General features: G+C 49.9%; 15 protein-coding genes and 1 CRISPR repeat array. Of the genes, 4 read left to right on the top strand and 11 right to left on the bottom strand.

Annotated elements, in window-relative coordinates; all coding sequences use genetic code 11:
• Positions 1 to 149 precede the first annotated feature (149 nt).
• Together COW15_RS00550 and COW15_RS00545 are read right to left on the bottom strand one after the other, a co-directional pair.
• The gene (locus COW15_RS00550; protein ID WP_293628725.1) at positions 150 to 1,415 is read right to left on the bottom strand and encodes a HAMP domain-containing sensor histidine kinase; all 1,266 of its coding nucleotides are present in this window, start codon (positions 1,413 to 1,415) and stop codon (positions 150 to 152) included.
• Complete coding sequence (locus COW15_RS00545) at positions 1,387 to 2,055, bottom strand: response regulator transcription factor (protein WP_293628723.1); 669 nt, start codon at positions 2,053 to 2,055, stop codon at positions 1,387 to 1,389. Before COW15_RS00545 ends, COW15_RS00550 begins: the two co-directional genes overlap by 29 nt.
• Positions 2,056 to 2,143: 88 nt before the next feature.
• Here COW15_RS00545 and COW15_RS00540 point away from each other — a divergent pair, with 88 nt between their 5' ends.
• The gene (locus tag COW15_RS00540; protein ID WP_293628722.1) at positions 2,144 to 3,421 is read left to right on the top strand and encodes a DUF5666 domain-containing protein; all 1,278 of its coding nucleotides are present in this window, start codon (positions 2,144 to 2,146) and stop codon (positions 3,419 to 3,421) included.
• A gap of 66 nt (positions 3,422 to 3,487) precedes the next feature.
• Here COW15_RS00540 and COW15_RS00535 read toward each other — a convergent pair whose 3' ends face one another.
• The 3 genes from COW15_RS00535 to ompR form a co-directional block, all read right to left on the bottom strand.
• On the bottom strand, positions 3,488 to 5,464 hold the full coding sequence (locus COW15_RS00535) for a methyl-accepting chemotaxis protein (RefSeq protein ID WP_293628721.1): 1,977 nt from the start codon (positions 5,462 to 5,464) through the stop codon (positions 3,488 to 3,490).
• A 128-nt stretch (positions 5,465 to 5,592) separates the two neighbouring features.
• A complete protein-coding gene (gene envZ, locus COW15_RS00530; protein ID WP_293628720.1) occupies positions 5,593 to 6,909 on the bottom strand; it encodes a two-component system sensor histidine kinase EnvZ in 1,317 nt (438 codons plus the stop codon).
• Positions 6,910 to 6,951: 42 nt separating this feature from the next.
• On the bottom strand, positions 6,952 to 7,677 hold the full coding sequence (gene ompR, locus COW15_RS00525; protein WP_007652054.1) for a two-component system response regulator OmpR: 726 nt from the start codon (positions 7,675 to 7,677) through the stop codon (positions 6,952 to 6,954).
• 377 nt (positions 7,678 to 8,054) lie between these two features.
• On the opposite strand from ompR, the gene greB reads away from it, so the two are divergent.
• From greB to COW15_RS00510, 3 genes are all read left to right on the top strand, one after another.
• A complete protein-coding gene (gene greB, locus COW15_RS00520; RefSeq protein WP_293628718.1) occupies positions 8,055 to 8,558 on the top strand; it encodes a transcription elongation factor GreB in 504 nt (167 codons plus the stop codon).
• A 164-nt stretch (positions 8,559 to 8,722) separates the two neighbouring features.
• On the top strand, positions 8,723 to 11,098 hold the full coding sequence (locus COW15_RS00515; RefSeq protein ID WP_293628717.1) for a Tex family protein: 2,376 nt from the start codon (positions 8,723 to 8,725) through the stop codon (positions 11,096 to 11,098).
• 215 nt (positions 11,099 to 11,313) lie between these two features.
• Positions 11,314 to 13,278, top strand: a complete 1,965-nt coding sequence (locus COW15_RS00510) for an LTA synthase family protein (protein ID WP_293628716.1) — start codon at positions 11,314 to 11,316, stop codon at positions 13,276 to 13,278.
• 211 nt (positions 13,279 to 13,489) lie between these two features.
• Positions 13,490 to 22,240: direct repeats of the CRISPR family, unit length 29 nt; unit sequence CGGTTTATCCCCGTGCTTACGGGGAACGG.
• 87 nt (positions 22,241 to 22,327) lie between these two features.
• On the opposite strand, the gene cas2e is transcribed toward COW15_RS00510, so the two are convergent.
• From cas2e to cas7e, 6 genes are read right to left on the bottom strand one after another with little or no spacing between them, the layout of a single operon-like run.
• Positions 22,328 to 22,624, bottom strand: a complete 297-nt coding sequence (gene cas2e, locus COW15_RS00505; RefSeq protein WP_293628715.1) for a type I-E CRISPR-associated endoribonuclease Cas2e — start codon at positions 22,622 to 22,624, stop codon at positions 22,328 to 22,330.
• Positions 22,624 to 23,544, bottom strand: a complete 921-nt coding sequence (gene cas1e / locus COW15_RS00500; RefSeq protein ID WP_293628714.1) for a type I-E CRISPR-associated endonuclease Cas1e — start codon at positions 23,542 to 23,544, stop codon at positions 22,624 to 22,626. The genes cas2e and cas1e overlap by 1 nt, the downstream gene beginning before the upstream one ends.
• A 2-nt stretch (positions 23,545 to 23,546) precedes the next feature.
• A complete protein-coding gene (locus tag COW15_RS00495) occupies positions 23,547 to 23,996 on the bottom strand; it encodes a KilA-N domain-containing protein (RefSeq protein WP_293628713.1) in 450 nt (149 codons plus the stop codon).
• A gap of 25 nt (positions 23,997 to 24,021) precedes the next feature.
• Complete coding sequence (cas6e, locus tag COW15_RS00490; RefSeq protein WP_293628712.1) at positions 24,022 to 24,723, bottom strand: type I-E CRISPR-associated protein Cas6/Cse3/CasE; 702 nt, start codon at positions 24,721 to 24,723, stop codon at positions 24,022 to 24,024.
• Positions 24,724 to 24,725: 2 nt separating this feature from the next.
• Positions 24,726 to 25,469: a type I-E CRISPR-associated protein Cas5/CasD gene (gene cas5e / locus COW15_RS00485; RefSeq protein ID WP_293628711.1), complete on the bottom strand. Its 744-nt coding sequence runs from the start codon at positions 25,467 to 25,469 to the stop codon at positions 24,726 to 24,728.
• A gap of 13 nt (positions 25,470 to 25,482) precedes the next feature.
• Positions 25,483 to 26,517 (bottom strand): type I-E CRISPR-associated protein Cas7/Cse4/CasC, encoded by a 1,035-nt coding sequence (gene cas7e / locus COW15_RS00480; protein ID WP_293628709.1) that lies wholly within the window; start codon positions 26,515 to 26,517, stop codon positions 25,483 to 25,485.
• Positions 26,518 to 26,530 lie beyond the last annotated feature (13 nt).

Below are 26,530 nucleotides of genomic sequence, written 5' to 3'. Positions count from 1 at the left end.
GTCCTTTCTATGGTTTTTATGTTACTCAGCCTCAATGGCTATTACAGTGTTGTGAGCATAGTACCAAGACAAGCGTGAAACGGTTGTGAAGATTGGGTCTGCAACTCAGAATTTGCTAAAATGAGGTCATTTATCCACGCTAACTTCAGTTAATGGGTATTATCTATAAACTGAACATAAGCCTGATAGCTAGCACCATCGTTTTGGGTTGAAAATGCCCAGCCCATTCGCTCGCAAATACGTTCAATAATAATTAATCCGCAGCCATAGCCTGAAGTATCGGTACTTTGAGTGCTTAGTGGATTCAGTATCCATAATTGGTTGCTTTGCATCGTAATTTCAATGTTTCCGGCACTGTAATTGAAAGCATTTTTAATTAAATTGCCTATTACTATGTTAATAAAGCTCAGTGGCACCTTGATGCTCAAGCAATCTTTAAGCGTTAAGCTGTAGGTAATTTCTTGCTTGGCAAAATGCTGCGCCATTTCAGCTAAAATGTGTTCAAGGCGTGGTGCTAAATCAATTTGGCTGTAGTGCTGTGATTCAATGTCTTCTTTTCCGAGAAATAAAAAGGCCTCGGTGAGGGTTTTCATTTGATGCCCTGCGTAATCAATACGTGTAATGGCTTTTTTGACCATTAATTGTTGAGCCTCGGTTGTCGCATTGGGGATTTTTTTGAGCAATTCTACCGAACCTTGGATCACCATAATGGGCGTGCGTAGCTCATGGGAGGCAAAACGGCTAAATTCTTGTTCCCGAGTGAAGTAGGCGGCAATTTTAGCTTTGTTGCTTAATAGAGTTTGCTCAATATGGCGGGTTTCACGGTATGAGGTACTCGGTGTTGATGTCGGTTTCTCTGGTGGTAGTTGATTGATTTTATTCTCAATCTCGGCAAGTGGACTGGATAGAAGACGTACAAAATACAATCCATACGCCATGATAAACAGGAGTAAACCGATCCCCATCATTGAGATCAAAATGTGCATTCTATCTTCATAGCTATCAAGGAAATCGTCCGCATCATCCTTATAAACCACATACAACAGCCCTTGCCCAGAAGGATGAGCTGATATTAACAAGTGTTTATCTTCGTCGCCCAGTTGATGTTCGTAAAATCCGGTATTTTGATAAGGTTGCAGCCAAGCTGGTACAAACTCTTTGCTCCAATATGTTTTCAATTCATTGATATCGGGGAGTTGTGCTTTATCACCAAGCCTTTGATAATTCTTTAGATATTCGCGAGTCTCTGTGGCCAGCGTTTGCTCGAGGCTAATCTTCTCAATTTGTTCTTCGGCGATATAAATGAGGCTCCAAAAAATGGCAAACATCAAGCTAGTTAAAACTAAAAAAGTGAGGCGGATTTTTTTATATAAACTCGGAAAATGCTCAGGGGATAAGTCGGTAACCTTGGCCATGGATAGTCTCTAATTTTGAGTCTGAAAAACCTTTATCGAGTGCACTGCGTAAGCTGTATATGTGGCTGCGAAGCGAATCACTCGAAGGTGCATCATCTCCCCATACTGTATCTACCAATTGCTCTTTACTCACGATAGCGGGCGCATGTTTTAGTAACAGTGAAAGAATGGTGCGCTGAATTTTACTGAGCTTAATTTCTTTACCAGCACGGGTAACTTGATGGGTTTGCAAATTTAAACTGATATCACTGAAGTGCAAAATACCCACATCTAAACGTGGGCCACGATTATGCAGTGAATGCAGTCGTAAGCATAATTCTTCCATCGCAAAAGGTTTATTTAAAAAATCATCCCCACCTGATGTAAAAGAATCAATTTTATCCTGCAGACTATCTTTGGCTGTTAAAAATATAATCGGTGTATTACAATAAATTTCTTCACGCAGTTTTTTGACCGTATTAATACCGTCTAATTTGGGCATCATAATATCCATTATGATGACATCGTAATGGTTTTGTTGAATTAAATTGATTGCACTTTCCCCGTGATATGCACAGTCGGCAATAATACCCTCTAGAGTTAAATAATCCATGATCGTTTCAATAACATCATGATTATCATCAACAATTAATACTTTCATTACTTATCTTCATTTCTTCACGTTTGCTTGACGTTTCCCATACTAAGATGCCAGCCGTTGATTTAACAAGGTAAATAAGGGAGAAAAAATGAATAAGCACTTAGTATGCATTAGCGCATTACTATTAACCGCCTGTGGTAGCGATGGCTCATCAGCGGATGTGACACCACCTCCGACGAATTTACCCGCTAAAATGATGGGGACTGTGACTCAGGTGTCCGCAGACCATCAGCAGATCACTGTGAATGGATATAAGATTAATATCGCTAATGCAGAGATTCGTTATCAACAACAGCCACTGGAGGCCAAAGCTATTCAAGTGGGGATGCGCCTTGATTTGGTTAACCAAGGTCAGCAGGCTAAAACGATTGCTGTTGATCCTGCTCTGGTCGGCGAAATCAGCGCTATTAATCAAAATAATATCACGCTCAATGGCATACAGTTAGCTATTGCATCAGCGAGCCAATATAAAGTGGGAGATTGGGTGGCGGTAAATGGCTATCCTACCGTGGTCGGACAATGGCAGGTAGAGTCGATTAACCTTTTTCCGAATCTCGCTATTGCTGAAATTGAAGGCCGGGTGACTGGGCTCGATCCTGTTGCGCAGCAATTCCGCCTTGGTTCAGCCCTGATCGATTATGCTAATGCCGAGTTGGAAGGGCAGTTAGCCGAAGGCGCATGGGTTGAGGTAGAAGGCCAGCAAGATAACGCAGTATTTAAGGCCCATGAAGTCGACGTGGAAGATGCGAGTGATGTGCCGACATTCAATGGGATGGAGTTAGAGGGCACTGTGACTTGGGTTAACCAAGACAAGAGTCAGTTTGAGCTCAATAGCCACACACGACTCTATGTGACTGAACAGACTCAATTTGAAGATGGTAATCGTGCCAATTTGCTGGAGGGTAAGCGCCTAGAGGTGGATATTCAGACGACAGCGCAGGGGTTGTGGGCCAAAGAGGTCGACTTTGAAAACTCAGATGGGGGGGGCCAGTTCCCCGATTTAGGAAACAAGTTTGAGCTTGAGGGGCGAGCCACACTCGATAGCAATAACCAGCTACAAATCAATGGGTTTACCTTTATTATCGACGCAAGAACCCAGTTTGATGATGGCTTAACCCTTGCAACCCTTGATCAAAAATGGCTGCAAATTGAGGGCGTTGAATTAGCCGATGGCCAATGGTTAGTGAAGGAAATTGATCTTGAACAGCAGAGTAATGAACTGGAGCTAACCGGAAAGGTGAGCCAGGATAGTCTGTGGGGTTACCATGCTAGTGATGCCTCTTTAGCGACCTTTGACGGCAAATGGGCCAATGTGGAGTGTCAGTTTGATGGCATGCAAATCCACAGTTGTCGCATTGACGATTAACGCTACTTAATCACTGCAAATGGCAGCGAGATTGTTCTCTCGTTGCCATTTTTATGTGCTTAAGGCTTATGCCGCTCGCACTTGCACGACACGGCTGTCGCCTATACCCAAACTGGTTTCTATATCTTCAACGCTCTGCTGGACTTCTTGGGCGATGACTCCACTCTGTTGGGAACTGGTTTGTGCCTGCGCCTTTAAATTGTCCATACTGCGAACAAACTTATCGAGATAATCGACTTGCTCTTTGGCATTGTGCGAGCCCTGTTTGGCGGTATGGGCCATTTCACTGGCTTGATTTTGTACTGTTTGTGCTACCTGCCATAAACTTTGGGCCCGCAGTTTTTGGCTGCTGGTGGCCTGGGCTATACCATCGACGCTCTCACCTAGGGCATGATTCGATTGGGTGAGTTGCTGCAGGATTTTTACGATTTCATTTAAGGACACTTGGGTGCGCTGGCTTAAGCTACGCACTTCATCGGCGACCACGGCAAAGCCGCGACCCTGCTCACCGGCCCGGGCCGCTTCGATGGCGGCGTTGAGGGCGAGTAGGTTGGTTTGCTCGGCAATATTACCAATCACATCAATGATTTTGGATACATTTATCACTGAATTATTCAGGCTTTCGAGGGAGTCATGACAGAGCCCAACGGCGGTCTGTGTCTGCTCTGTGGCGCTGAGCACGGCTTCGGCTTCGGTTTGGCTCGATTGCATCTGGCGCATGGTTTCGGCGGCGCTTTGCTCAACTAATTCCGAGGTATGGCTGACCTCATGGGCTAAGTGGCGGATATGCTCAGTTTGGGTTTGAGTATCGGTCACAATCGTTTGTGTATGCTCAGTATGTTGCGATAGTTGGGTGATACGCGCCACCAGCTGACTTAAGGATTGGGAAACCTTAGTCATTTGTTGACGCTGGGTTTCATCTTCCTGCTCAAATCGTTGTAATAGTTGATTGAAATGGCCTGCAATTTGGCCTGTCTCACAGCGCCGATTAATATCTAAACGCTCACGGCTATTGGACTCGCTTAATCTCATAAAGGCTTGATTGAGACGTTTCAGTGGTTTGACGACCCGATTCTGCTGCAGGATCAAATAACCTATGGCAAACAAGGCCATAATCGAAACCATGGTATAGAGGATCAGTTGCAACTCGTATTTAAGCTGCTGATTTTTCGCCGCCTGCGCATCGCCTAAACCAATAAGCTGTTGTTCCATATTACTAACCGCTTGAATGAGCTGAGCTTGCATCTCTTGGTTGGCTTGCAGCAATTGGTGGGTATTGGCGACTTCTTTATTGTATCTATTGGCGAGACTCAGCAGTTCACTGCGGTCACTCTCACCGATTTCAATTTGTTCAGGCTCGCTGGCGCCAAGGGCAAACTCATCGGCTTCTTGCTGTTCATATACGCCGATGAGCGGTAGTGCGCTAAGGGCGTCGTGCCAGGTATTTAACTCCTTACTGGTGCTATCTAGAATGCCCTTGAGTTGTTGATTTTTGCCGATCAGATAGCCGTCGGTCAGTTGGGAAAGTTGATAGACAATAGAAGGTAAATCGCGGCTCAATTGCAGATATTGCTCGGCGATTGCGGCATTGATGCCTAAGCCTTTATCGGCATAACTGCCGAGGCGACGGTTATAGTCGAGCATTTCTGACTCGGCGTGGGCGAGCAGTTGCCGCGGGTTCGCGGCGAGTTTACCTGCGGCGCGGTATTTAGTGTCTAAATCTTCAATAAACTGCTTCAGGCCGAGCTGCAATTCATTGTCGGCGGCGCCCGTGGCGGCGAGATTGAGTTCAGTGATCTGAGTGTTAATTGCAATGAGTCTAGCTTTCGCCTGTTCAAGCTGGCTGGCATTACCATTGGCTAAGTAACCATCGAGATCGCGGCGTACGCCGACGAGAAAATCCTGCTGAATGCTTTGCAATGCCTGAGTTTGTTGCTCAATATGTTGCCGCTGATCGCTGCTCCACAGCACGACGGCGGCGAGTAACCCCGCAAGCAATAACAACAGGGCGGAGGCAGAGAGCGACAGCGTTGAAATTTTCATTTGGCAATCTTCATAATGGACAGAGCGAGTTAACTGCTCCGAGTTTATGAATTTAAGGTGACATTAATATGACAAGGCCTATGTTGAAGCTAGCCTTGTTATCTCAACTGCAAATCTGTGATCTCGAGCTATTCCAGTGGCAGCCACACCTGGGCTTTTAAGCCACCCTCGGCGCGGTTCGAGAGCTTGATCTGCCCTTGATGTCTATCGATAATCCGCTTGATGATAGCCAGTCCTAGCCCAGAACCCACACTGCCGCGAGCGATATCACCTTGGGTAAAAGGCTGGAAAAGTTTAGGAATTTGTGACTCTTCGATTCCGGGGCCATTATCTTCGACACTAAAACCGATACGTTTTCCATCGAATTGCGAACTGATCCGCACCCAGCCCGAACCATAACGGAAGGCATTTTCGACCAGATTACTGAGCACTCGCTTAATCGCTAGCCCTTGGAACAAGGCTTCGGGGCAGTCGCTCAGCACGACTTCAATTTCACCCGCGCGGTTCGCTTCTGCCTGGGCGATATCCTGAATGAGTTTATTAATTTGCCCCGGCTCGCGGCTGGTCTCCTGATCTTGGCGTATATAGGCAATAAATTGGCTGATAATGGCGTCCATATCCTCGATATCGTTGACAATACCGTCTTTAAGATATTGATCTTCCACCACCATCATCTCAGAGGCGAGGCGAATGCGCGTCAGTGGCGTGCGTAAATCATGGGAAATCCCTGCCATCAACAGTGCTCTATCCTGCTCTAGTTGTTTCATACTGCGGGCCATCTGGTTGAAGGCATTGGTTACTTCGACCAGTTCGCTGGAACCTTTAAGGGGTAAAGGTTCGGGAAATTCGCCGCGGGAGACCGAAATCGCAGCCTTTTGTAGCCTTCTGAGTGGACGGTTTTGCTGGCGGGCAAACCACCAACCGCCGGCGACGCTGAGTGCGCCGATCACCATTAAATAGAGAGTAAGCGGCGAGAGATCGGAGACATTCTGGCCGATAAGCGGCACTTTTATCCACACCGAAGGCGCTTGGGGAGGGCGGATCCAAATCTGTAATACGCTGCCGTGGGTGACGCGCACTTCGGCTTCACCGCCGAGGTACTCCGACATTTGTGATGACCAAAAACCGTAATAGGTCGCCTGTTCTATCCCCGCCTCTCTGGCCTGTTGCTGATTGTAGATCTTCATCCCATCGTCACGGACTTTGGCATTGAGGGCATCGACTATGGTCAAGTGCTCGCGGCCAATGTCGATACCGTCGACAAACAACAGCTTCACTTGGCGGGCGATGAGCTGGTTGATTTGCTGATAGCTTGGCTTAAGCACATACACGGCAACCGTGAGGTAAGACACCAACTGATTGATCAGTAATAGGCAACCAATCAGCATCACGGTTTGGCTAAATGCACTGCGGGGGATTAATCGTTGCCACCACTTGAGTTTCATCGTGGGCTCAATCACCGCAGGGAATTAAGATGGCAATGCGGCTCATCGACGCGCCGCACCATCGGGTACAAACACATAACCTAAGCCCCACACGGTTTGAATATACCTTGGGTTTGCCGGATCTTTTTCAATCAAACGCCGCAGGCGAGAGACCTGCACATCAATCGAACGTTCCAATGCCGAATAATCGCGGCCACGGGCAAGATTCATCAATTTATCCCGTGATAAAGGTTCCCGTGGATGGGTGACTAATACCTTGAGCACCGCAAATTCACCGCTGGTCAGCGCGATAGCTTCGTCGCCGTGGTACATCTCGCGGGTGGCTAAATCGAGGGAAAACTCACCAAAACTGATCTCGGCTTCCTGCTGCGCCGGCGCGCCGGGGACATCTGGGGTTTGGCGGCGCATCACGGCCTTAATTCGCGCCAGTAATTCCCTTGGATTAAAAGGCTTAGGTAGATAATCGTCGGCACCTAGCTCTAGGCCAATAATGCGATCAACCTCATCGCCTTTGGCGGTCAGCATCACGATAGGAATTGGGTTTCCCTGTTGGCGTAAACGACGGCAGATGGATAAGCCATCTTCGCCGGGCAACATAAGATCGAGCACCAAAAGATGGAAGTTTTCACGTTCCAATAGCCTGTCCATCTGCTCGGCATTGGCCGCACTGCGTACCTGATAGCCTTGCTCCATCAGGTAACGCTCGAGTAACGCTCTGAGGCGCATATCATCATCGACGACGAGGATTTTCGAGGTTTCTTGTCCCATGGGATGTCCTTTAATTGCTCGGATTACTGCTTTTATAGGTGTTGCCCTAATGCAGTTAAGATTAACTAGCTGAAATTGAAAACGAATCCGCCTAATATAGCCGCATTCAGCCTAAGCGACTAGCTGATCATCTCAGCGAGTATGCGCTTAATGCTGATTATTTCCGTTCAATGTTAATACTAAGCAAATGAAATTGCATGGGAATCATTGTATTTATTCACTATGCACATGAAATTGTAACTAAATTGGCATTTTAGCTTGGGGAGAGTTGGAATGCTGCTCGATAGCTTGTTAACTTTGGCTGTGAGTCTGAGTATTATCAGTCAATATTGGCCCGTTTTAATGGCGGCAATTTTATTCAACGATTGAGTCATAACATGAAAGCGCATTTGATCACCCGCCAAGGCTGGATGACCTTAGATAAAGAATTAAAATACCTGTGGAAGGAATATCGGCCGCAGATCACCCTCAAAGTGCAGGAGGCGGCCGCGCAGGGAGACCGAAGTGAGAACGCGGATTACACTTATAATAAAAGGCTTTTACGTCAAATAGATAGTCGTGTTCGTTACTTGGTCAAGCGCCTCGAAGAGCTGAAGATTGTCGATTACTCGCCCCAGCAGGAAGGTAAGATTTATTTTGGTGCTTGGTTTGAACTCGAAAACGAAGCCGGTGAGCGGGTACGTTATCGGATTGTCGGTAAAGATGAACTCGACACTAAACTCGGCTATATCACTATCGATTCCCCCATGGCGCGGGCGCTAATCGGTAAACAAGTGGATGATGAGGTGGTGGTGCAAACCCCTTCAGGTCCAAAAGAATGGTATATCAACGAGATCCGTTACACAGCCTTCGAAACTCCCCTCGTCGGCGAAACGGATTAAGCCTATGATTGCCGGCGTAAGAGGGCTCAGTCGTTCGAAAATCATAGCGCGGAAGATCAAACTCTGTGATTTGACACTGGCTTTAACATGAAATTGATCCTGCGCCTGTGGTATCTTGGGCGCAATCATGACCCACACAACCCGTTAGGCGCGACACTTTATTTATGCAAACTAATGCCCATAACCCTGTCCATAACATCGCTCACACCATTGCCCAAGAACTGAATGTTCGTGAGCAGCAAGTTAGCGCGACCATTAGCCTACTCGACGATGGCGCAACGGTTCCCTTTATTGCCCGTTACCGTAAAGAAGCCACGGGTGGTTTAGACGATACGCAACTGCGTACCTTGTACACGCGTTTAGGTTACCTGCGGGAACTGAATGATCGCCGCCAAGTGATTTTGTCTAGCATTCAGGCGCAGGGGAAATTAACCGCACAGTTACAACAGGATATCGATAACGCCGACAGTAAAACGCGCCTCGAAGATCTCTATTTACCCTTCAAGCCTAAGCGCCGCACTAAGGGCCAAATTGCCATAGAGGCGGGCCTTGAGCCATTAGCCGATGCGCTGCTTAGGGATCGCAATGCCGATATCGAGGCGATGGCGACGGGTTATTTGAATGTGGATGCGGGCCTTGGCGATATCAAAGCCGTGCTCGAAGGCGCCCGTTATATTTTGATGGAACGCTATGCCGAAGATGCCGAGCTATTGCGCAAAGTGCGTGGGCATCTCAGCCAAAACAGTGTGTTAGAAAGCCGTGTTATCGCGGGTAAAGAGAAAGAAGGTGCAAAATTCCGTGATTATTTTGAGCACACTGAGCCCTTGGCAAAGGTGCCTTCACATCGCGCCTTGGCCATGTTGCGTGGTCGAAATGAGGGTTTCTTAGCTTTATCTATGAATGCCGATCCCGGCGTGGAAGCGGGTCAGGGCGGTTACTGTGAAGTGATTATTAGTGAGCATTTGCAGCTAAAACTGGGTGACAGCAGCGTCGACCAATGGCTTAAAACCGTGGTGACCGCCACCTGGCGGATTAAGATCGCCCTGCAAATGGAAACTGAGTTTATCTCGCAAATGCGTGAACGCGCCGAAGCCGAAGCGATTAAAGTGTTCGCCCGTAATTTAGGGGATTTATTGATGGCCGCTCCCGCGGGTGCCAAAGCGACTATGGGACTCGATCCTGGTTTACGTACCGGCGTTAAAGTGGCCGTGGTCGATAACACCGGTAAACTAGTGGCTCACACCACTATCTTCCCCCATGCGCCACAAAATTTATGGGACAAATCCATTCGAACCCTAGCCAACTTAGTGCAGATGCATAAGGTGGAGTTGATTGCGATTGGTAACGGTACGGCTTCGCGGGAAACCGACAAGCTGGCCGCCGAATTGATTGCCAGCGTTAAAGAGTCGCAGCCACAGTTGACTAAAGTCATGGTCAGTGAAGCGGGCGCTTCTGTGTATTCGGCATCAGAGCTTGCGGCGCTGGAGTTTCCTGATCTCGATGTCTCTATTCGCGGCGCCGTGTCTATTGCCCGTCGTCTACAGGACCCACTGGCCGAGTTAGTGAAAATCGAGCCTAAATCTATCGGCGTTGGGCAGTATCAGCACGATGTCAGCCAGAGTCAGTTATCCAGTTCACTCGAAGCCGTGGTGGAAGACTGTGTAAACGGTGTGGGTGTGGATCTCAATATGGCCTCTGTGCCCTTATTGGCGCAAGTGGCGGGTTTAAACAAGACATTAGCGAAAAATGTGGTCGATTATCGCGATGCCAATGGCCAATTTACCAACCGTAAAGAACTGCTTAAAGTGCCGCGTTTAGGGCCTAAGGCCTATGAGCAAGCGGCGGGCTTTTTGCGTATCCGTGATGGTAACAATCCACTCGATGCCTCTTCGGTTCATCCAGAGGCTTATTCACTCGTCGAAACTATCGCTAAGACTAAGCAAGTAGAGCTGGCGAGTCTTATCGGCAACTCGGATCTGCTGCGAAACATTAACGCCAAGGAGTTTATTACCCCCGAGTTTGGTTTGCCGACCGTAACGGACATTTTAGCCGAGCTGGATAAGCCTGGGCGCGACCCCCGTGGTGAGTTTAAAACCGCTAAATTTAAGGACGGGGTTGAGGAGCTTAAGGATCTAAAACCCGAGATGATCTTAGAAGGCGTGGTCACTAACGTGACTAACTTTGGCGCCTTTGTCGATATCGGCGTGCATCAGGATGGACTGGTGCATATCTCTTCACTGACCGACAAATTTATCAGCGACCCACATACCGTGGTGAAAGCCGGTGATGTAGTAAAAGTGAAAGTGATGGAGGTGGATGTCGAGCGCCGCCGTATCGGCCTGAGTATGCGTCTGGATGAAGCGATAGATCAGAGCAAGTCGCAGCCAAGACCCCATAACCCAGCAAAGACGCATAATGGTAAAGCCCCGCAAGCGGCAAAACCCGCTGCGCGTCCCGCCCAAAAGCCCGCGCCTAAAGCGCCAGCCAATGCGGCCATGGGTAACGCCTTTGCCGATGCCTTCGCTAAGCTGAAAAAGTAAGCCATGATGTCAGACTCGGACAGGCCTGTGTCCGAGTCGACATTTATACCCAAGCTAGTCATAAAATTGTTGCATTTTTGCTGCCATCGAGACTATAAAGGCGGCAATTTAATACAACCTTAAGCCAAATAGGTTGTCATAGGACGACTTCTTCCTAGGTTTTTTCAAATCGACACTCCAAAGCTGAGTGGAAATTGATTGTTTTGGGGTAATACATGCTGTCAGGTTTATCTGCTCGCGGACGCCAGGGCGCCCACGGGCCTTTTCGCGCCATTTTCATTTTTTGCCTATTAGTTCTGTTGATTGCGAGTGCAAGTCGTATCGGTTTAGGCCTATGGCAAGCCGAACGGGTGAGCGCGGTCGACGGTTGGTCACACCTGTTAATCCAAGGTTTACGCGTCGATATAGCGACACTGTGTTGGTTGTGGGGGATTGCCGCCCTAGGGACTGCCTTGTTTTCGGGTGAGCATCTCATTGGCCGCCTTTGGCAGCCGATCCTAAGGCTGTGGTTGACGCTTGGCCTGTGGATCATGCTCTTTTTAGAGGCATCGACCCCCGCCTTTATCGAAGAATACGGTATTCGTCCTAACCGTTTATATGTGGAATACCTGATTTACCCGAAAGAAGTGATTTCCATGTTATGGGCGGGGCGCAAACTCGAACTGATTTTCTCCGTGCTATTAACGATAGGTACACTCTGTGGCGGCTGGTGGTTAAGCGGTAAGCTCACGAAAAATCTACGTTTCCCGCGCTGGTACTTACGCCCTGTGCTGGCGGTACTTGTTATTGCCGTGACATTATTGGGGGCCCGTTCGACCTTAGGCCATAGACCGATTAACCCCGCTATGGTCGCCTTTGCCGACGATCCATTAGTGAACTCGTTAGTGATTAACTCGGCCTATTCATTAGTGTTTGCCATCAAACAGATGGGCAGTGAGGCCGATGCATCAAAAGTGTATGGCAAACTCGATAATGCCGAGATTATCGCCACTATCAGGCAGGAAAGTGGTCGTCCCGAAAATGCCTTTACTTCGACGGATGTACCCTCACTGAGTTTTAATCAAGCGAGTTTCACCGGTAAGCCAAAGAACTTAGTGATCCTACTGCAAGAAAGTTTAGGCGCCCGTTTTGTCGGGAGCTTAGGTGGATTACCCCTGACACCGAATATCGATGCCCTATCGAAGGAAGGCTGGTATTTCGATAATTTATACGCAACGGGCACTCGCTCCGTTCGCGGCATCGAAGCGGTAACAACGGGCTTTACCCCCACACCCGCACGTGCCGTGGTAAAACTGGGTAAGAGTCAAACTGGCTTTTTTACCATAGCAGAACTTCTTAAAAATCATGGTTATACCACCCAGTTTATCTATGGTGGCGAAAGCCATTTTGACAATATGCGCAGCTTCTTCTTGGGCAATGGCTTTAGCGATATCATAGACCAAAAAGATTATCAGTCTCCCGCCTTTGTGGGCTCCTGGGGCGCCTCTGACGAAGACTTAATGCGTAAGGCGAATAGCGAGTTTGAACGCCTACACAGTGAAGGTAAGCCATTCTTTAGTTTAGTGTTTAGCTCGAGTAACCACGATCCGTTCGAATTCCCCGATGATCGCATCGACCTCTACGAACAACCTAAGCAAACCCGTAATAATGCGGCTAAGTACGCCGACTATGCGATCGGTGAGTTTTTCAAACTCGCTAAAAATGCCGACTACTGGAAGGACACGATCTTTATTGTGGTTGCCGACCATGACAGCCGAGTGGGTGGCGCGGATCTCGTACCCGTATCACGCTTTCGTATTCCGGGGCTGATCCTCGGGGATGCGATTCAACCTAAGCGCGACCATCGCATTGTGAGTCAAATTGATTTACCACCCACTTTGCTATCTTTAATCGGTATTTCAGATTCTTACCCTATGCTTGGCCGCGATTTGACCCAGGTGAGCGACGATTGGCCGGGGCGCGCGTTAATGCAATACGATAAAAACTTCGCCCTGATGGAAGGCAAAGATGTGGTTGTGTTGCAACCCGAAAAAGCGGCACAAGGTTTCCGATATGACGAGAAAACTGAGCAGCTAACCCCTCACGTTCCTGCCGCCCACGCCCTTGAGGCAAAGGCCCTAAGCTGGGCATTGTGGGGCAGTTTAGCCTACCAGCAAGAACTGTATCGCCTAGCTAACTAATTGCGTAAAAACAATAATGCCGCTAAATAGCGGCATTATTGTTTTTGGTCCTCTAACTACCAATGTTAAAGATGGTTATATCTTGATATGACAGCTTACTATCAGTGAAAAATACTGTTTCTTGGATCTTTAGTGTAATGGGTCGGGGCTAGGTTTTAGGAGATAGGCCCTAGGAGATAGGCCCTAGGCTTTAGGAGCTAGAACTCCGAACCTATTTATCCCCGTGCTTACGGGGAACGGTCGCCAACGCTACGGGTTGAAAATATTTGCTGCGGTTTATCCCCGTGCTTACGGGGAACGGGCCTTCGGCATTCCACTCGACAAAGCCCCACACGGTTTATCCCCGTGCTTACGGGGAACGGCCCTCCACACCATCAACCGCAAAGCCGGAAAGCGGTTTATCCCCGTGCTTACGGGGAACGGTGAAATAAAAAGGGCTACAATCAGCCCGAACGCGGTTTATCCCCGTGCTTACGGGGAACGGATTTCTCATCAGCAATGCGTCTCCGTGTTTGGCGGTTTATCCCCGTGCTTACGGGGAACGGTGTGATCATTATGTCCGGTAATGATTTTATTGCGGTTTATCCCCGTGCTTACGGGGAACGGTAAAAGAAGCTAAAGCTAACAATGCTGAGTTGCGGTTTATCCCCGTGCTTACGGGGAACGGCCCAATATCAATGGGCGCAATCGCGGCCAATGCGGTTTATCCCCGTGCTTACGGGGAACGGTATGCCAAAACTAACTAAGTCAGAGCAAGACGCGGTTTATCCCCGTGCTTACGGGGAACGGCCGATGCGCGTCGCAACTGGCTCAGTAATGGGCGGTTTATCCCCGTGCTTACGGGGAACGGCGTAACGCCTTGTTGAGCTGCGTTCGCGGCAGCGGTTTATCCCCGTGCTTGCGGGGAACGGCCATAGTATTTACCGTCTGCAGTTACTCCGACCGGTTTATCCCCGTGCTTACGGGGAACGGTGTAAGCGATACAGGTTACAACGCCATGGCATCGGTTTATCCCCGTGCTTACGGGGAACGGGTGTTATAAATATCGATGGATTGGCCGCCGTCCGGTTTATCCCCGTGCTTACGGGGAACGGCAATCAGTTTGACCATCAGGTTGAACAGAAACCGGTTTATCCCCGTGCTTACGGGGAACGGCCATTAATGCCGTCAATACCATCAATACCATCCGGTTTATCCCCGTGCTTACGGGGAACGGACCCTTTACTGTTTAAAAAAACAGTATGTTGGCGGTTTATCCCCGTGCTTACGGGGAACGGTTATCTGAAAATGTTGGCATTAGCACTCGAACCGGTTTATCCCCGTGCTTACGGGGAACGGTAGCGGGCAGCGCCATGAATAACAGCGCAGACCGGTTTATCCCCGTGCTTACGGGGAACGGTTATTTCTGCTAAGCAAGAGGCCGCAGAGTTCCGGTTTATCCCCGTGCTTACGGGGAACGGTTAGGTCGGCCAGCATTGATATTGGCCATTTCCGGTTTATCCCCGTGCTTACGGGGAACGGTAATTGAGTTTTACCGCACTGAAGGGGCTGGACGGTTTATCCCCGTGCTTACGGGGAACGGTCGACAACCACGAAGCTCGCGAAGCCTACCAGCGGTTTATCCCCGTGCTTACGGGGAACGGTTTGTTGCGGTAGTCGATGGCGAGGTAGTGGGCGGTTTATCCCCGTGCTTACGGGGAACGGTTCACGCAGATATGAGCCCAACGCATCAGGGTCGGTTTATCCCCGTGCTTACGGGGAACGGCCGAGTCCAAAATATTCCGAGCGCCACGGCTGCGGTTTATCCCCGTGCTTACGGGGAACGGCCAATCATAGGCCGCGCCTTAACGGGGGTGCGCGGTTTATCCCCGTGCTTACGGGGAACGGCTCAAGCCAAATCAATGTTGAAGGTCTTGGTGCGGTTTATCCCCGTGCTTACGGGGAACGGGCCTGCGCCGCTAAAGTTTGGAAGACGTAATCAGGTTTATCCCCGTGCTTACGGGGAACGGTGCAGCACCCTTCCATTCAATATCAGTCCGACGGTTTATCCCCGTGCTTACGGGGAACGGATGAGCTAAACACATTTCATAAGTTCGTAATACGGTTTATCCCCGTGCTTACGGGGAACGGCCAGCAACATAAGCTGTGGCCAATTCAATAACCGGTTTATCCCCGTGCTTACGGGGAACGGCCGTCAACAGTAGGACTACACGCAACAATTTTCGGTTTATCCCCGTGCTTACGGGGAACGGTAGCTTGCAGCCTACGCCTTGGTATTCAACTCCGGTTTATCCCCGTGCTTACGGGGAACGGAAAAGTATGAGTTAAAACAACGTTCTAAAGGGCGGTTTATCCCCGTGCTTACGGGGAACGGCTCAAACAAGTCTAGCCATTGGTGCAGAGTGACGGTTTATCCCCGTGCTTACGGGGAACGGTCTGAAACAGCTTTCAATCGCTGCGCCTCGGCCGGTTTATCCCCGTGCTTACGGGGAACGGGTGCTGCATCGGATAGATTAGTGCTAGAGCAGCGGTTTATCCCCGTGCTTACGGGGAACGGATGAGATTGATAACAATTTTATTGCTCGGATGCGGTTTATCCCCGTGCTTACGGGGAACGGCTGAGCTTGAGAGCTATGCAGTCTTACTGCAGCGGTTTATCCCCGTGCTTACGGGGAACGGCGTAAAACCACCGAACTCATCAACCTCATTACCGGTTTATCCCCGTGCTTACGGGGAACGGCCAATGATTGTAGGCACCTGAGAAACTGTAATCGGTTTATCCCCGTGCTTACGGGGAACGGTGATTTGGGCGTAGTACACAAAGGTAAGCAGGCGGTTTATCCCCGTGCTTACGGGGAACGGTAATATTCAGGGGCAGATAATTTGCCGCCATGCGGTTTATCCCCGTGCTTACGGGGAACGGACACCGAGTAAAGACTGTGCAGCCAGCAGTGCCGGTTTATCCCCGTGCTTACGGGGAACGGCGCATCAGATGGACAAGAGAGCAAATGGCATTCGGTTTATCCCCGTGCTTACGGGGAACGGATCAAAATAGGCAGCGTGTTTATGCCAGTTGGCGGTTTATCCCCGTGCTTACGGGGAACGGCGAGTCCCACAGGCTGACCGTGTCACGCTCGACGGTTTATCCCCGTGCTTACGGGGAACGGCCAATTGAAAAACTTGGCGAGTGATTCGGCCCCGGTTTATCCCCGTGCTTACGGGGAACGGCCCTATTTGAAGCGGTACGGCATTGGCTACCACGGTTTATCCCCGTGCTTACGGGGAACGGTCATCAGGGTTAACCCGCTTTTGATTGCTAACCGGTTTATCCCCGTGCTTACGGGGAACGGATACTGGTATCGAGTTCAAATTTCTCATAATGCGGTTTATCCCCGTGCTTACGGGGAACGGACCACGGGCATCATGATATTTTACGGTGTGACCGGTTTATCCCCGTGCTTACGGGGAACGGCTCGACTTCCTCGACATATTCTCGACCGACAGCGGTTTATCCCCGTGCTTACGGGGAACGGTCGTGCTTATGATACTGAACAGAAATTCTTACCGGTTTATCCCCGTGCTTACGGGGAACGGGGTTGCCAGGCTTTTTGAATTGTCCATTGAGGCGGTTTATCCCCGTGCTTACGGGGAACGGTTACATTCGGATGGGTTGTACTACTCGGCGCACGGTTTATCCCCGTGCTTACGGGGAACGGTTGATGGTGTTTTTTGATAAGCAGTTTAACCGCGGTTTATCCCCGTGCTTACGGGGAACGGTTCATGCTGTACCGGTGTGAGCACTGGATAGGCGGTTTATCCCCGTGCTTACGGGGAACGGTTCTTTCTGCGTAACTATCCCTGTTTCTTTCCCGGTTTATCCCCGTGCTTACGGGGAACGGCATCGTCATGCTGATGACACGGAAGTACCTGACGGTTTATCCCCGTGCTTACGGGGAACGGGAAGGACTACAACGAGTCAAGGCAGAAGGTGGCGGTTTATCCCCGTGCTTACGGGGAACGGTAGCCAACTTGCCAATATAAATTGCGTCCGGGCGGTTTATCCCCGTGCTTACGGGGAACGGCAAAAATTTAAACAACGTCATTCCCAATGGGGCGGTTTATCCCCGTGCTTACGGGGAACGGTATCGTGCATGAGGGAGCAAACCTATTTTTGGCGGTTTATCCCCGTGCTTACGGGGAACGGGGCAAATCGTCATTTTACAATGCTGTGAATGACGGTTTATCCCCGTGCTTACGGGGAACGGATCTCCACAGCCAGCAAATCAATCTCAAGTCGCGGTTTATCCCCGTGCTTACGGGGAACGGGCAAACCCGATAAGTAACCAGTATTAACATGACGGTTTATCCCCGTGCTTACGGGGAACGGTTGCTTTGCAGCATAACAAAGCTCCTTAATAGCGGTTTATCCCCGTGCTTACGGGGAACGGGGCTTCAAGGGTCTTTTTATCGCCCGTATAAACGGTTTATCCCCGTGCTTACGGGGAACGGTCATAGACCAGCCTGTACCCCGCGCTGCGCAACGGTTTATCCCCGTGCTTACGGGGAACGGTGCGCACCTTGCGAAGAGGACTCATAAGAGTCCGGTTTATCCCCGTGCTTACGGGGAACGGTGGTAAGCACTTGGACGCGAACAAATATAGGGCGGTTTATCCCCGTGCTTACGGGGAACGGCCAATACCCCAAACGTCCTCCACATCGATTTGCGGTTTATCCCCGTGCTTACGGGGAACGGGAAACCGGTGGAACGGTATTTCAGGCAATTAACGGTTTATCCCCGTGCTTACGGGGAACGGGTTGACGTTAATCAAATCGCCAAAGGACAGCACGGTTTATCCCCGTGCTTACGGGGAACGGCCAAAACCAATATTGGGTATCAGGGGCTAAACCGGTTTATCCCCGTGCTTACGGGGAACGGTGTTGCCGGTGCCAACGGCGTGACCACGTACACGGTTTATCCCCGTGCTTACGGGGAACGGCTTGACATCATGACCGGGTTATCGGCCCGCGACGGTTTATCCCCGTGCTTACGGGGAACGGGTTATCGTACTCATATAACGTCATAACGGATCCGGTTTATCCCCGTGCTTACGGGGAACGGCGGTATACAGAGTTCCGCTGCGGCAATGCGGGCGGTTTATCCCCGTGCTTACGGGGAACGGCAGTTTTGACCATCACCGAATAGGTTGAGGTGCGGTTTATCCCCGTGCTTACGGGGAACGGTCTAATAATGCAAATCAGTCATAAGCGCACAACGGTTTATCCCCGTGCTTACGGGGAACGGTTGCGGGTACTGGTTTTCATCGGGTTAAATTCCGGTTTATCCCCGTGCTTACGGGGAACGGCATCATTATTAAGGTCACTAGCGCCGTCCTTGCGGTTTATCCCCGTGCTTACGGGGAACGGTTTTTTCATCAATATATATCCCTGTTGGGTAGCGGTTTATCCCCGTGCTTACGGGGAACGGGACTGCTCACAGTATGCGAGCGCGGCTAGAATCGGTTTATCCCCGTGCTTACGGGGAACGGCAATTGAAGCAAAGCAATTAGCGGAAAAAGTGCGGTTTATCCCCGTGCTTACGGGGAACGGGTAAATAGCTTCTCTGTCAGCAAAATACTGATCGGTTTATCCCCGTGCTTACGGGGAACGGGGACTCGTCTTTTTGCGCTGCGGCCTCTTGTACGGTTTATCCCCGTGCTTACGGGGAACGGCGCAATACGGGTGTATTTGGCTGTGAGAAGGGCGGTTTATCCCCGTGCTTACGGGGAACGGCCGTTTATTCACGGCGTTTATAAGGTTTCCGACGGTTTATCCCCGTGCTTACGGGGAACGGTTGGACGAGCATATCTCTAAGCACGGCGATTGCGGTTTATCCCCGTGCTTACGGGGAACGGACTGACGTCGTTCACGTCTTCGCTGTACCAGGCGGTTTATCCCCGTGCTTACGGGGAACGGTCGCCCACCGTGCCGTTATTGCTGGCATTTGACGGTTTATCCCCGTGCTTACGGGGAACGGTCAAGGTCGCACTACTTCTTCCTAGATTTTAGCGGTTTATCCCCGTGCTTACGGGGAACGGTTCGCCGTAAGTGTTGGCGCCGTCGTGGGTGACGGTTTATCCCCGTGCTTACGGGGAACGGTGGGAAAAATTAGCGCCCGCCTTGGGTGATGACGGTTTATCCCCGTGCTTACGGGGAACGGCTGTGCCGAACTGCGTCATGTTGTTGAGTATGCGGTTTATCCCCGTGCTTACGGGGAACGGCAGTACTTAATATGGCGGGAGTGCTGTGCCATCGGTTTATCCCCGTGCTTACGGGGAACGGTTAAATCGGATATCCGCACGACATAAAATATGCGGTTTATCCCCGTGCTTACGGGGAACGGGTCCTCAGCCTTTTGAATATCCGTTAAGTTTGCGGTTTATCCCCGTGCTTACGGGGAACGGGGCCTTGGTAAGGATTAATATGGCTATTCCAGCGGTTTATCCCCGTGCTTACGGGGAACGGTAGGCTCGGGCACGGTAATGTCACCCGCCATACGGTTTATCCCCGTGCTTACGGGGAACGGTTCGCTGCTGCGTGAATACGCAGAAATACAAGCGGTTTATCCCCGTGCTTACGGGGAACGGCACTTCCGGACGATGGATAAGGATAGTCTCAACGGTTTATCCCCGTGCTTACGGGGAACGGTTTTTAGTCGTCATTCTGAGTGACGGAACTTGCGGTTTATCCCCGTGCTTACGGGGAACGGCACAATCCGCCTCACGTTAAAGTTAACGATGACGGTTTATCCCCGTGCTTACGGGGAACGGGCAATGGTGGCCGCACGATCTAAAGTGATCTGCGGTTTATCCCCGTGCTTACGGGGAACGGTGCAAATTGCTCATTATTCTGGGCCCGTATTGCGGTTTATCCCCGTGCTTACGGGGAACGGCGTAGCTCCACAAGGTAAAAATGATACTGTAACGGTTTATCCCCGTGCTTACGGGGAACGGCAATATAAACCAGCAAGCCTTTATCCAGTACGCGGTTTATCCCCGTGCTTACGGGGAACGGTTCGCCGCGATGAAAGGGGTGATTCATCCACACGGTTTATCCCCGTGCTTACGGGGAACGGATGAGTAAAGCAGATATTAGAGTATCTAGACACGGTTTATCCCCGTGCTTACGGGGAACGGTGCAAAGATTTTCTATGGTGGGTTCTAGATAACGGTTTATCCCCGTGCTTACGGGGAACGGTTAGATAAAGAAAAAAATTGCACTGAATACGACGGTTTATCCCCGTGCTTACGGGGAACGGCGAATAATGAACGGACAGCTCGGTTCATTGTGCGGTTTATCCCCGTGCTTACGGGGAACGGGCTCTGTGTCTGGCTCAGATAATCAATCTAGGCGGTTTATCCCCGTGCTTACGGGGAACGGCTTATTCAACATGGTCAATATGGCTGTATAAGCGGTTTATCCCCGTGCTTACGGGGAACGGCAAGTCATGATTGAAAACATTTTTATCCAAAACGGTTTATCCCCGTGCTTACGGGGAACGGTTAATGTGAGGTTATTTGATTTTTTAATGTTACGGTTTATCCCCGTGCTTACGGGGAACGGTAAGCCACTATTGGCAGATCACCTATAAATTGCGGTTTATCCCCGTGCTTACGGGGAACGGATTGCCGAGGCCAGCTTGTTAAGCACGTCAAACGGTTTATCCCCGTGCTTACGGGGAACGGGCCGTCATGTTCGACAAAAGTTGGTCTATGCGCGGTTTATCCCCGTGCTTACGGGGAACGGCAATACATTAGATAGCTCACCAGCACCAGCGGCGGTTTATCCCCGTGCTTACGGGGAACGGGTTCCCTATGGTTACACCCTTAAAGAGCTGAACGGTTTATCCCCGTGCTTACGGGGAACGGTTTTTTGGCAATGGCAGCGAGCTCAATAGCGACGGTTTATCCCCGTGCTTACGGGGAACGGGTTGACGTTATTAACGCCTGGCTGATGCAGTGCGGTTTATCCCCGTGCTTACGGGGAACGGCGCAACCAAGTGCATTTCACGATAGGCAAATACGGTTTATCCCCGTGCTTACGGGGAACGGACAGATAACTAACCCGCGTAACGCCCCAAACGCGGTTTATCCCCGTGCTTACGGGGAACGGTCCGGAATTTCAAAACCATTTGCTGCAAGTAACGGTTTATCCCCGTGCTTACGGGGAACGGAACTGGACCATCGTGTTTAAAGGTTTTACCTACGGTTTATCCCCGTGCTTACGGGGAACGGTTCTTTTTTCGCTAGGGCTAATGCTCTAGCTGCGGTTTATCCCCGTGCTTACGGGGAACGGGTCTGTTTTTTCGTAACTAAATGAATAGATACCGGTTTATCCCCGTGCTTACGGGGAACGGTTTGAATACTTTACCTTGGTTTTCTGGTTTAGCGGTTTATCCCCGTGCTTACGGGGAACGGTTACTTGTCCGTTTACTGGCGCGAACTTCTCGCGGTTTATCCCCGTGCTTACGGGGAACGGGCCATAGAATTTAAAAACTTGTCCGCGAGTTGCGGTTTATCCCCGTGCTTACGGGGAACGGCTGCACTAAGTCTGCAGGGTCCATGTTGAGTACGGTTTATCCCCGTGCTTACGGGGAACGGCCGTCGGCACTCATGCCAAAAACGTCACGTACCGGTTTATCCCCGTGCTTACGGGGAACGGTTTAATATCCGATAATCCATACACTCGATCGCCGGTTTATCCCCGTGCTTACGGGGAACGGCTAATTTGTCGTTAGCCGCCTACGCAGACAAGCGGTTTATCCCCGTGCTTACGGGGAACGGGTGATTCAATCCTGTATGCACACCAAGCCATGCGGTTTATCCCCGTGCTTACGGGGAACGGATTCACGCTAAAGCGGTAAAGATGAAAGGCAGCGGTTTATCCCCGTGCTTACGGGGAACGGCCTAAAAGTATATAACTGATTTTAAATAGAAAAAAGCAGTTACTTTTTTCTACCAAATTTTCCGAGTTGTTAAAGAGCTACTGGTAGTTAATCTTTATCTTCTTCTGGCAGAAATGTAACTAGTCTTAGCCCATCAAAATCAACAGGTTGCCGTCGGTTTTGACCAAAGGTAATAAAATCAAAACCAGACTCGGTATTTGTGGCCCACGCCATTACCACATTACCGTCATCGGCCATGGCTTCAACTTGTTGCCAGAGCATCTCCCGTACTCGCTGCCCTATGTTACCAACATAGACTCCGGCTCTCACTTCCAGCAACCACACTGCTAATCGTCCCCGAAGGCGTGGTGGTACGGCTTCAGTCACTATCATGCACATGCTCATTAGCGACTCCTGTGACCAGCATCGCCAATTGAGGGTGGTTCGGGTAAGGCGGGTGGCTGGGCATCTGGATAAGGTTCTGGCGGGAGGATTTCTCCGGCCGCCAGTATTTCCTCGATCAAGGGGATCAGCCGTTTTAGGGTTTTATCGGTACGAAATAAATCACGACAGCCTAAGCGGATTTCTTTTTCTGGTACCGCAGGACTTTTTGCGGCAATGCGAAAGGCTAGCGGTACTACAGTATCGAACTTAATGATATCGGCGATATCGTAAACAAAACTCAGCGGTTTGCCTGTATGTAAAAAACCGATGGCCGGCGCATAACCCGCTGCCAGTATCGCGGCTTCAGTAATGCCATATAAACAGGACGTAGCTGCACTAATGCATTGATTGGCAATGTCTCCGGCGGCCCAATCTTTCGGATCATATTTGCGGCCAGTCCAGTGCACACCGTATTGCCGGGCTATTAGCTGGTAGGTTTGGCGTACTCTGGAGCCTTCAATCCCTCGCAATTGATCGACACTACGCCGCTGTGGGGCTTCTTCGCCAAAACGCAGTTCAAACATCTTGCGCACGACTTTTAGACGCAATTGCTCATCGAGCGCGAGTTTGGCCTGATACAACAGCTTGTCAGAACGTGCTCCACCCGGTTGCCCTGCCGAATAAAAACGTACGCCACCCACGCCAACCCAAGTGATTAGGGTGCCGACTTCAGCCGCCAGTTTCATGGCTGCATGGGAAATGCGGGTACCCGGTTCCAACATCAGGCAGGCGATAGAGCCTACAGGAATATGCATCCGTTCTCCGTTAACTTCATCGACCACTACAAAGGCACCGTCTTTTACATCAATACGGCCCATGCCGATAAAAATCATCGAGTTACGTTCTTTTAGAGGAATAGGTTTTAGTGGGATAAAGGCCATAACTAGTGACCACCTTTTGCCGACAGTGCAGCTGGCTGTTTGGTTAAAAGAGTCATTTGTGAAATATCCAGCTTAAACTCCACCGAGATCCAACTGGCAAATTCAAAGGCAATGTCTTTTTGTGCATAGGTGCCACCATAACGGCCAGCTTTGGAGATCAGCCCTATAGCACCAGTTTTCTCAATCCACTGTTTTGGCGTTAAGGTAAAACTGTTTAATCCGGCTTGTTTTTTAAACCCGTCAAATTCGACGGGTTTAAAATCTGGGTTGTTTAGTTGCTCCCAGATGCCTAAAAACTCAATGGTATTGCGATTACGCAACCAGTTACGGATTAAATCATCGGTATGTTCGCTGTTTTTATAGCGAGCAATGTCGGTAATACAAATGTACTCAATGCCATCTCTGGCATCAGTAGCTATTTGCTGCTCCAGAACTTCCAGTTTTGCTGCCATTGGTTATCCTCCGTGATTAGCGTTTTTACACTCGCCGCAGCAACATCAGGCCGCAGCCAAAGGCTTTTGCCCTGCCTATCCCAGTGGCAATCTGGTTCAATAGCAACTCTGGTTCGATTACAGTTAACACACCTTCATAATCAACTGCGCTGTAGCTTATTACCGGTTGCTGGGCTTGTTTACTGGTTTGATGCTGACTGTATGCCATAACAGCGGGCTGAGCATCAAAACGGGCCCCTAATGCTGCGGCTCGTTCATCTTTAACTAACCAGTCCAGCGCGGCTTGTTCCATTTGTTGCTTTAATACAATCGGATCAGTAATTCCCTCTGCCTGTGCAGACTTTTTGGCATGCATCATCACATCATGCCGTTGCCCGCGTTTACCAGTAGCATCCCCTGCCTTACTCGATACCGTAGGGTTAGCACGTAACCGAAAAGCCAATTGGTCGCCTTCGTTTAACTTGGGCGCAAACAGCTTTGTTTCAATATGAAACAATTCCGAATTAAGCTCGGGTGCGGTTTGCGACAATACCAAATACTCCGGCATACCTCTTTGGCTGGTTAAGCCATTTGACTGCTCTTCCCGAAACAGAAAGTTTCGTTGCTGTTGCTCAGTGAACAATTGCCACAATAACTGATGGCTTGCATAGCTGCCTTTACGTTGAATACTCAGCAGCGCTGAGTGGGCTGTATGGCCCGGTAGAAAACGAACTCTGGAAAGATACATAGTTAACGCTCCCTGTTCACCGTTAGCTGATGTTCAATACGGCTGGAAAATTGCCATTTAAGCCTGTCGCCGGGTTCATCCCATAATTGTCTGCTTTGTATAACAGCAGCAGGAACCTGCATTAGGTCAACAGCTCCTTGCCAGTAGTAAATGCTCTGTTTGGGGTAGCGTAACCAACTACTGTCTTGCTCCGCAGAATTCAGCAAAGGTGAAAAATCGCTATCTAGTGCTTGCTGCAAACTTTCAGCTTCCACAATTTTCGGACTTAATGGTGCTGCCAAAGGGCAAGATTTACGGCCCAAGTAAAGAGTAAAGCGCGGCTTCAGTAGTGCTTCTGCCAATTCGGCCAAAGTAACTACGGCTTTGTCAGTTAACCAAATTGCCACTACCCATACGCCATCAGAGCGGTAATCGCGGCTTGATAACACTGTGTTTAGCTTGTAACCCGGAGCCGAAAGCTCACTTTTACGATGCCTGTGCAACCGTTTTTTATCGGTCGAAGGCACCTGGGCGGTGTGATAATCGCGAACCAAGACGCCAGCGCTATACTCTTTTACTGCAAACTGCACCGACTGATACAAAGTACTAAGCTGTGCTTGCTCCGACCGTTTAATGCCAAGGGCTGCGGCTAATAAGCCCAACACTGCAGAACGGCCGGGATGGCTTGCCGAGGGGCGATCGCCGCCCACGGCAGCTTCGCCCCAACTTGCCATAGGGCCATACAACCGAAAAACCAGATATTGCATAACGCCTCCTGTATTAATCGGCAATAAACGCGACTAACTCATTAAAGTTACCTTCACCAGTAATGGCGTTTATCTCAGCTCGGCTATCAGCACAAGGGCCATACACGCGATCAAAATTAACAGCTTGCTGCTGCAGTTTGCTTATCGCTTCGGCGGCCAGGTCATCACCAAATACTGGCTTTAAAAACGCGACTGACAACGAGCGTGGCTGTTGATCGCCTTTTTCAGCCATCACATAGCTGGCATAAGCACGTGACGCAAAAGAGTTTTGTTTGCCTTTAGGTGATACTTTTACCGCTGCTTCCACTAAGGCGGCAATGGCTTTATTTGCCAGGTCAAGGTCGCCAGCAAGATTCTCGACCAGCAGTTCTTTATCTATACAGATGTAACTGTAAAACAATGCGGCTGCAAAACCAGACTCGCCAATGTGTGAAGCACCGCGATCGTCCAGACCATCATTTAAATCATCCACCGCAGTAAAATAATCATCTTCCACCGCTACGCTGTGGACACTAACAGCATGCGCAACCTGACATGCAGCTTCTATATTAAATTCCGGGCTCGACGCCAGCATACGACCAAACATAGCAATATCGACAGCCGTAGTGCTACTGGTTAACAACGCTAATTCATCTGTGGTTGGAGCCCGATCTTCTGCAACCAGAGTATCCAGTAAGGCAAAGGCAGCTTGTTGCTCTGCTGGGCTAAGGTGCGCCAGTTGCTCTATCTCCACCGAATCCTTTTTCAGCTTGCCAAATTGCCCGGCAATTGCAGCAGCCCACTCAGTGGCTTTTTTGTCATTTACACCTTTAGTGGTTAACTGTTGGCGTAATTGCTCACCAAAACGTTTACTGCGGGTGCCAATATGGCCAGATAAAGCTTGCTCAAATAAGTCTGAACAACGCCAGTTGCGCTTTAAACTTTGTGAGCTAACCCGTAGCCGTTCAGACCCGCCCATACGCGCTGTTTTCGGACGCCCCAAATCATCGCGATTTAAGTTAGACGGCGCATAAGACGTTAATAAATGCAGTTGAATAAATTTGCTCATGGTATTTTCCTTA

Source organism: Shewanella sp. CG12_big_fil_rev_8_21_14_0_65_47_15, assembly GCF_002783505.1.
Classification (GTDB): domain Bacteria; phylum Pseudomonadota; class Gammaproteobacteria; order Enterobacterales; family Shewanellaceae; genus Shewanella.
This window is presented reverse-complemented; position numbering and strand designations above follow the sequence as displayed.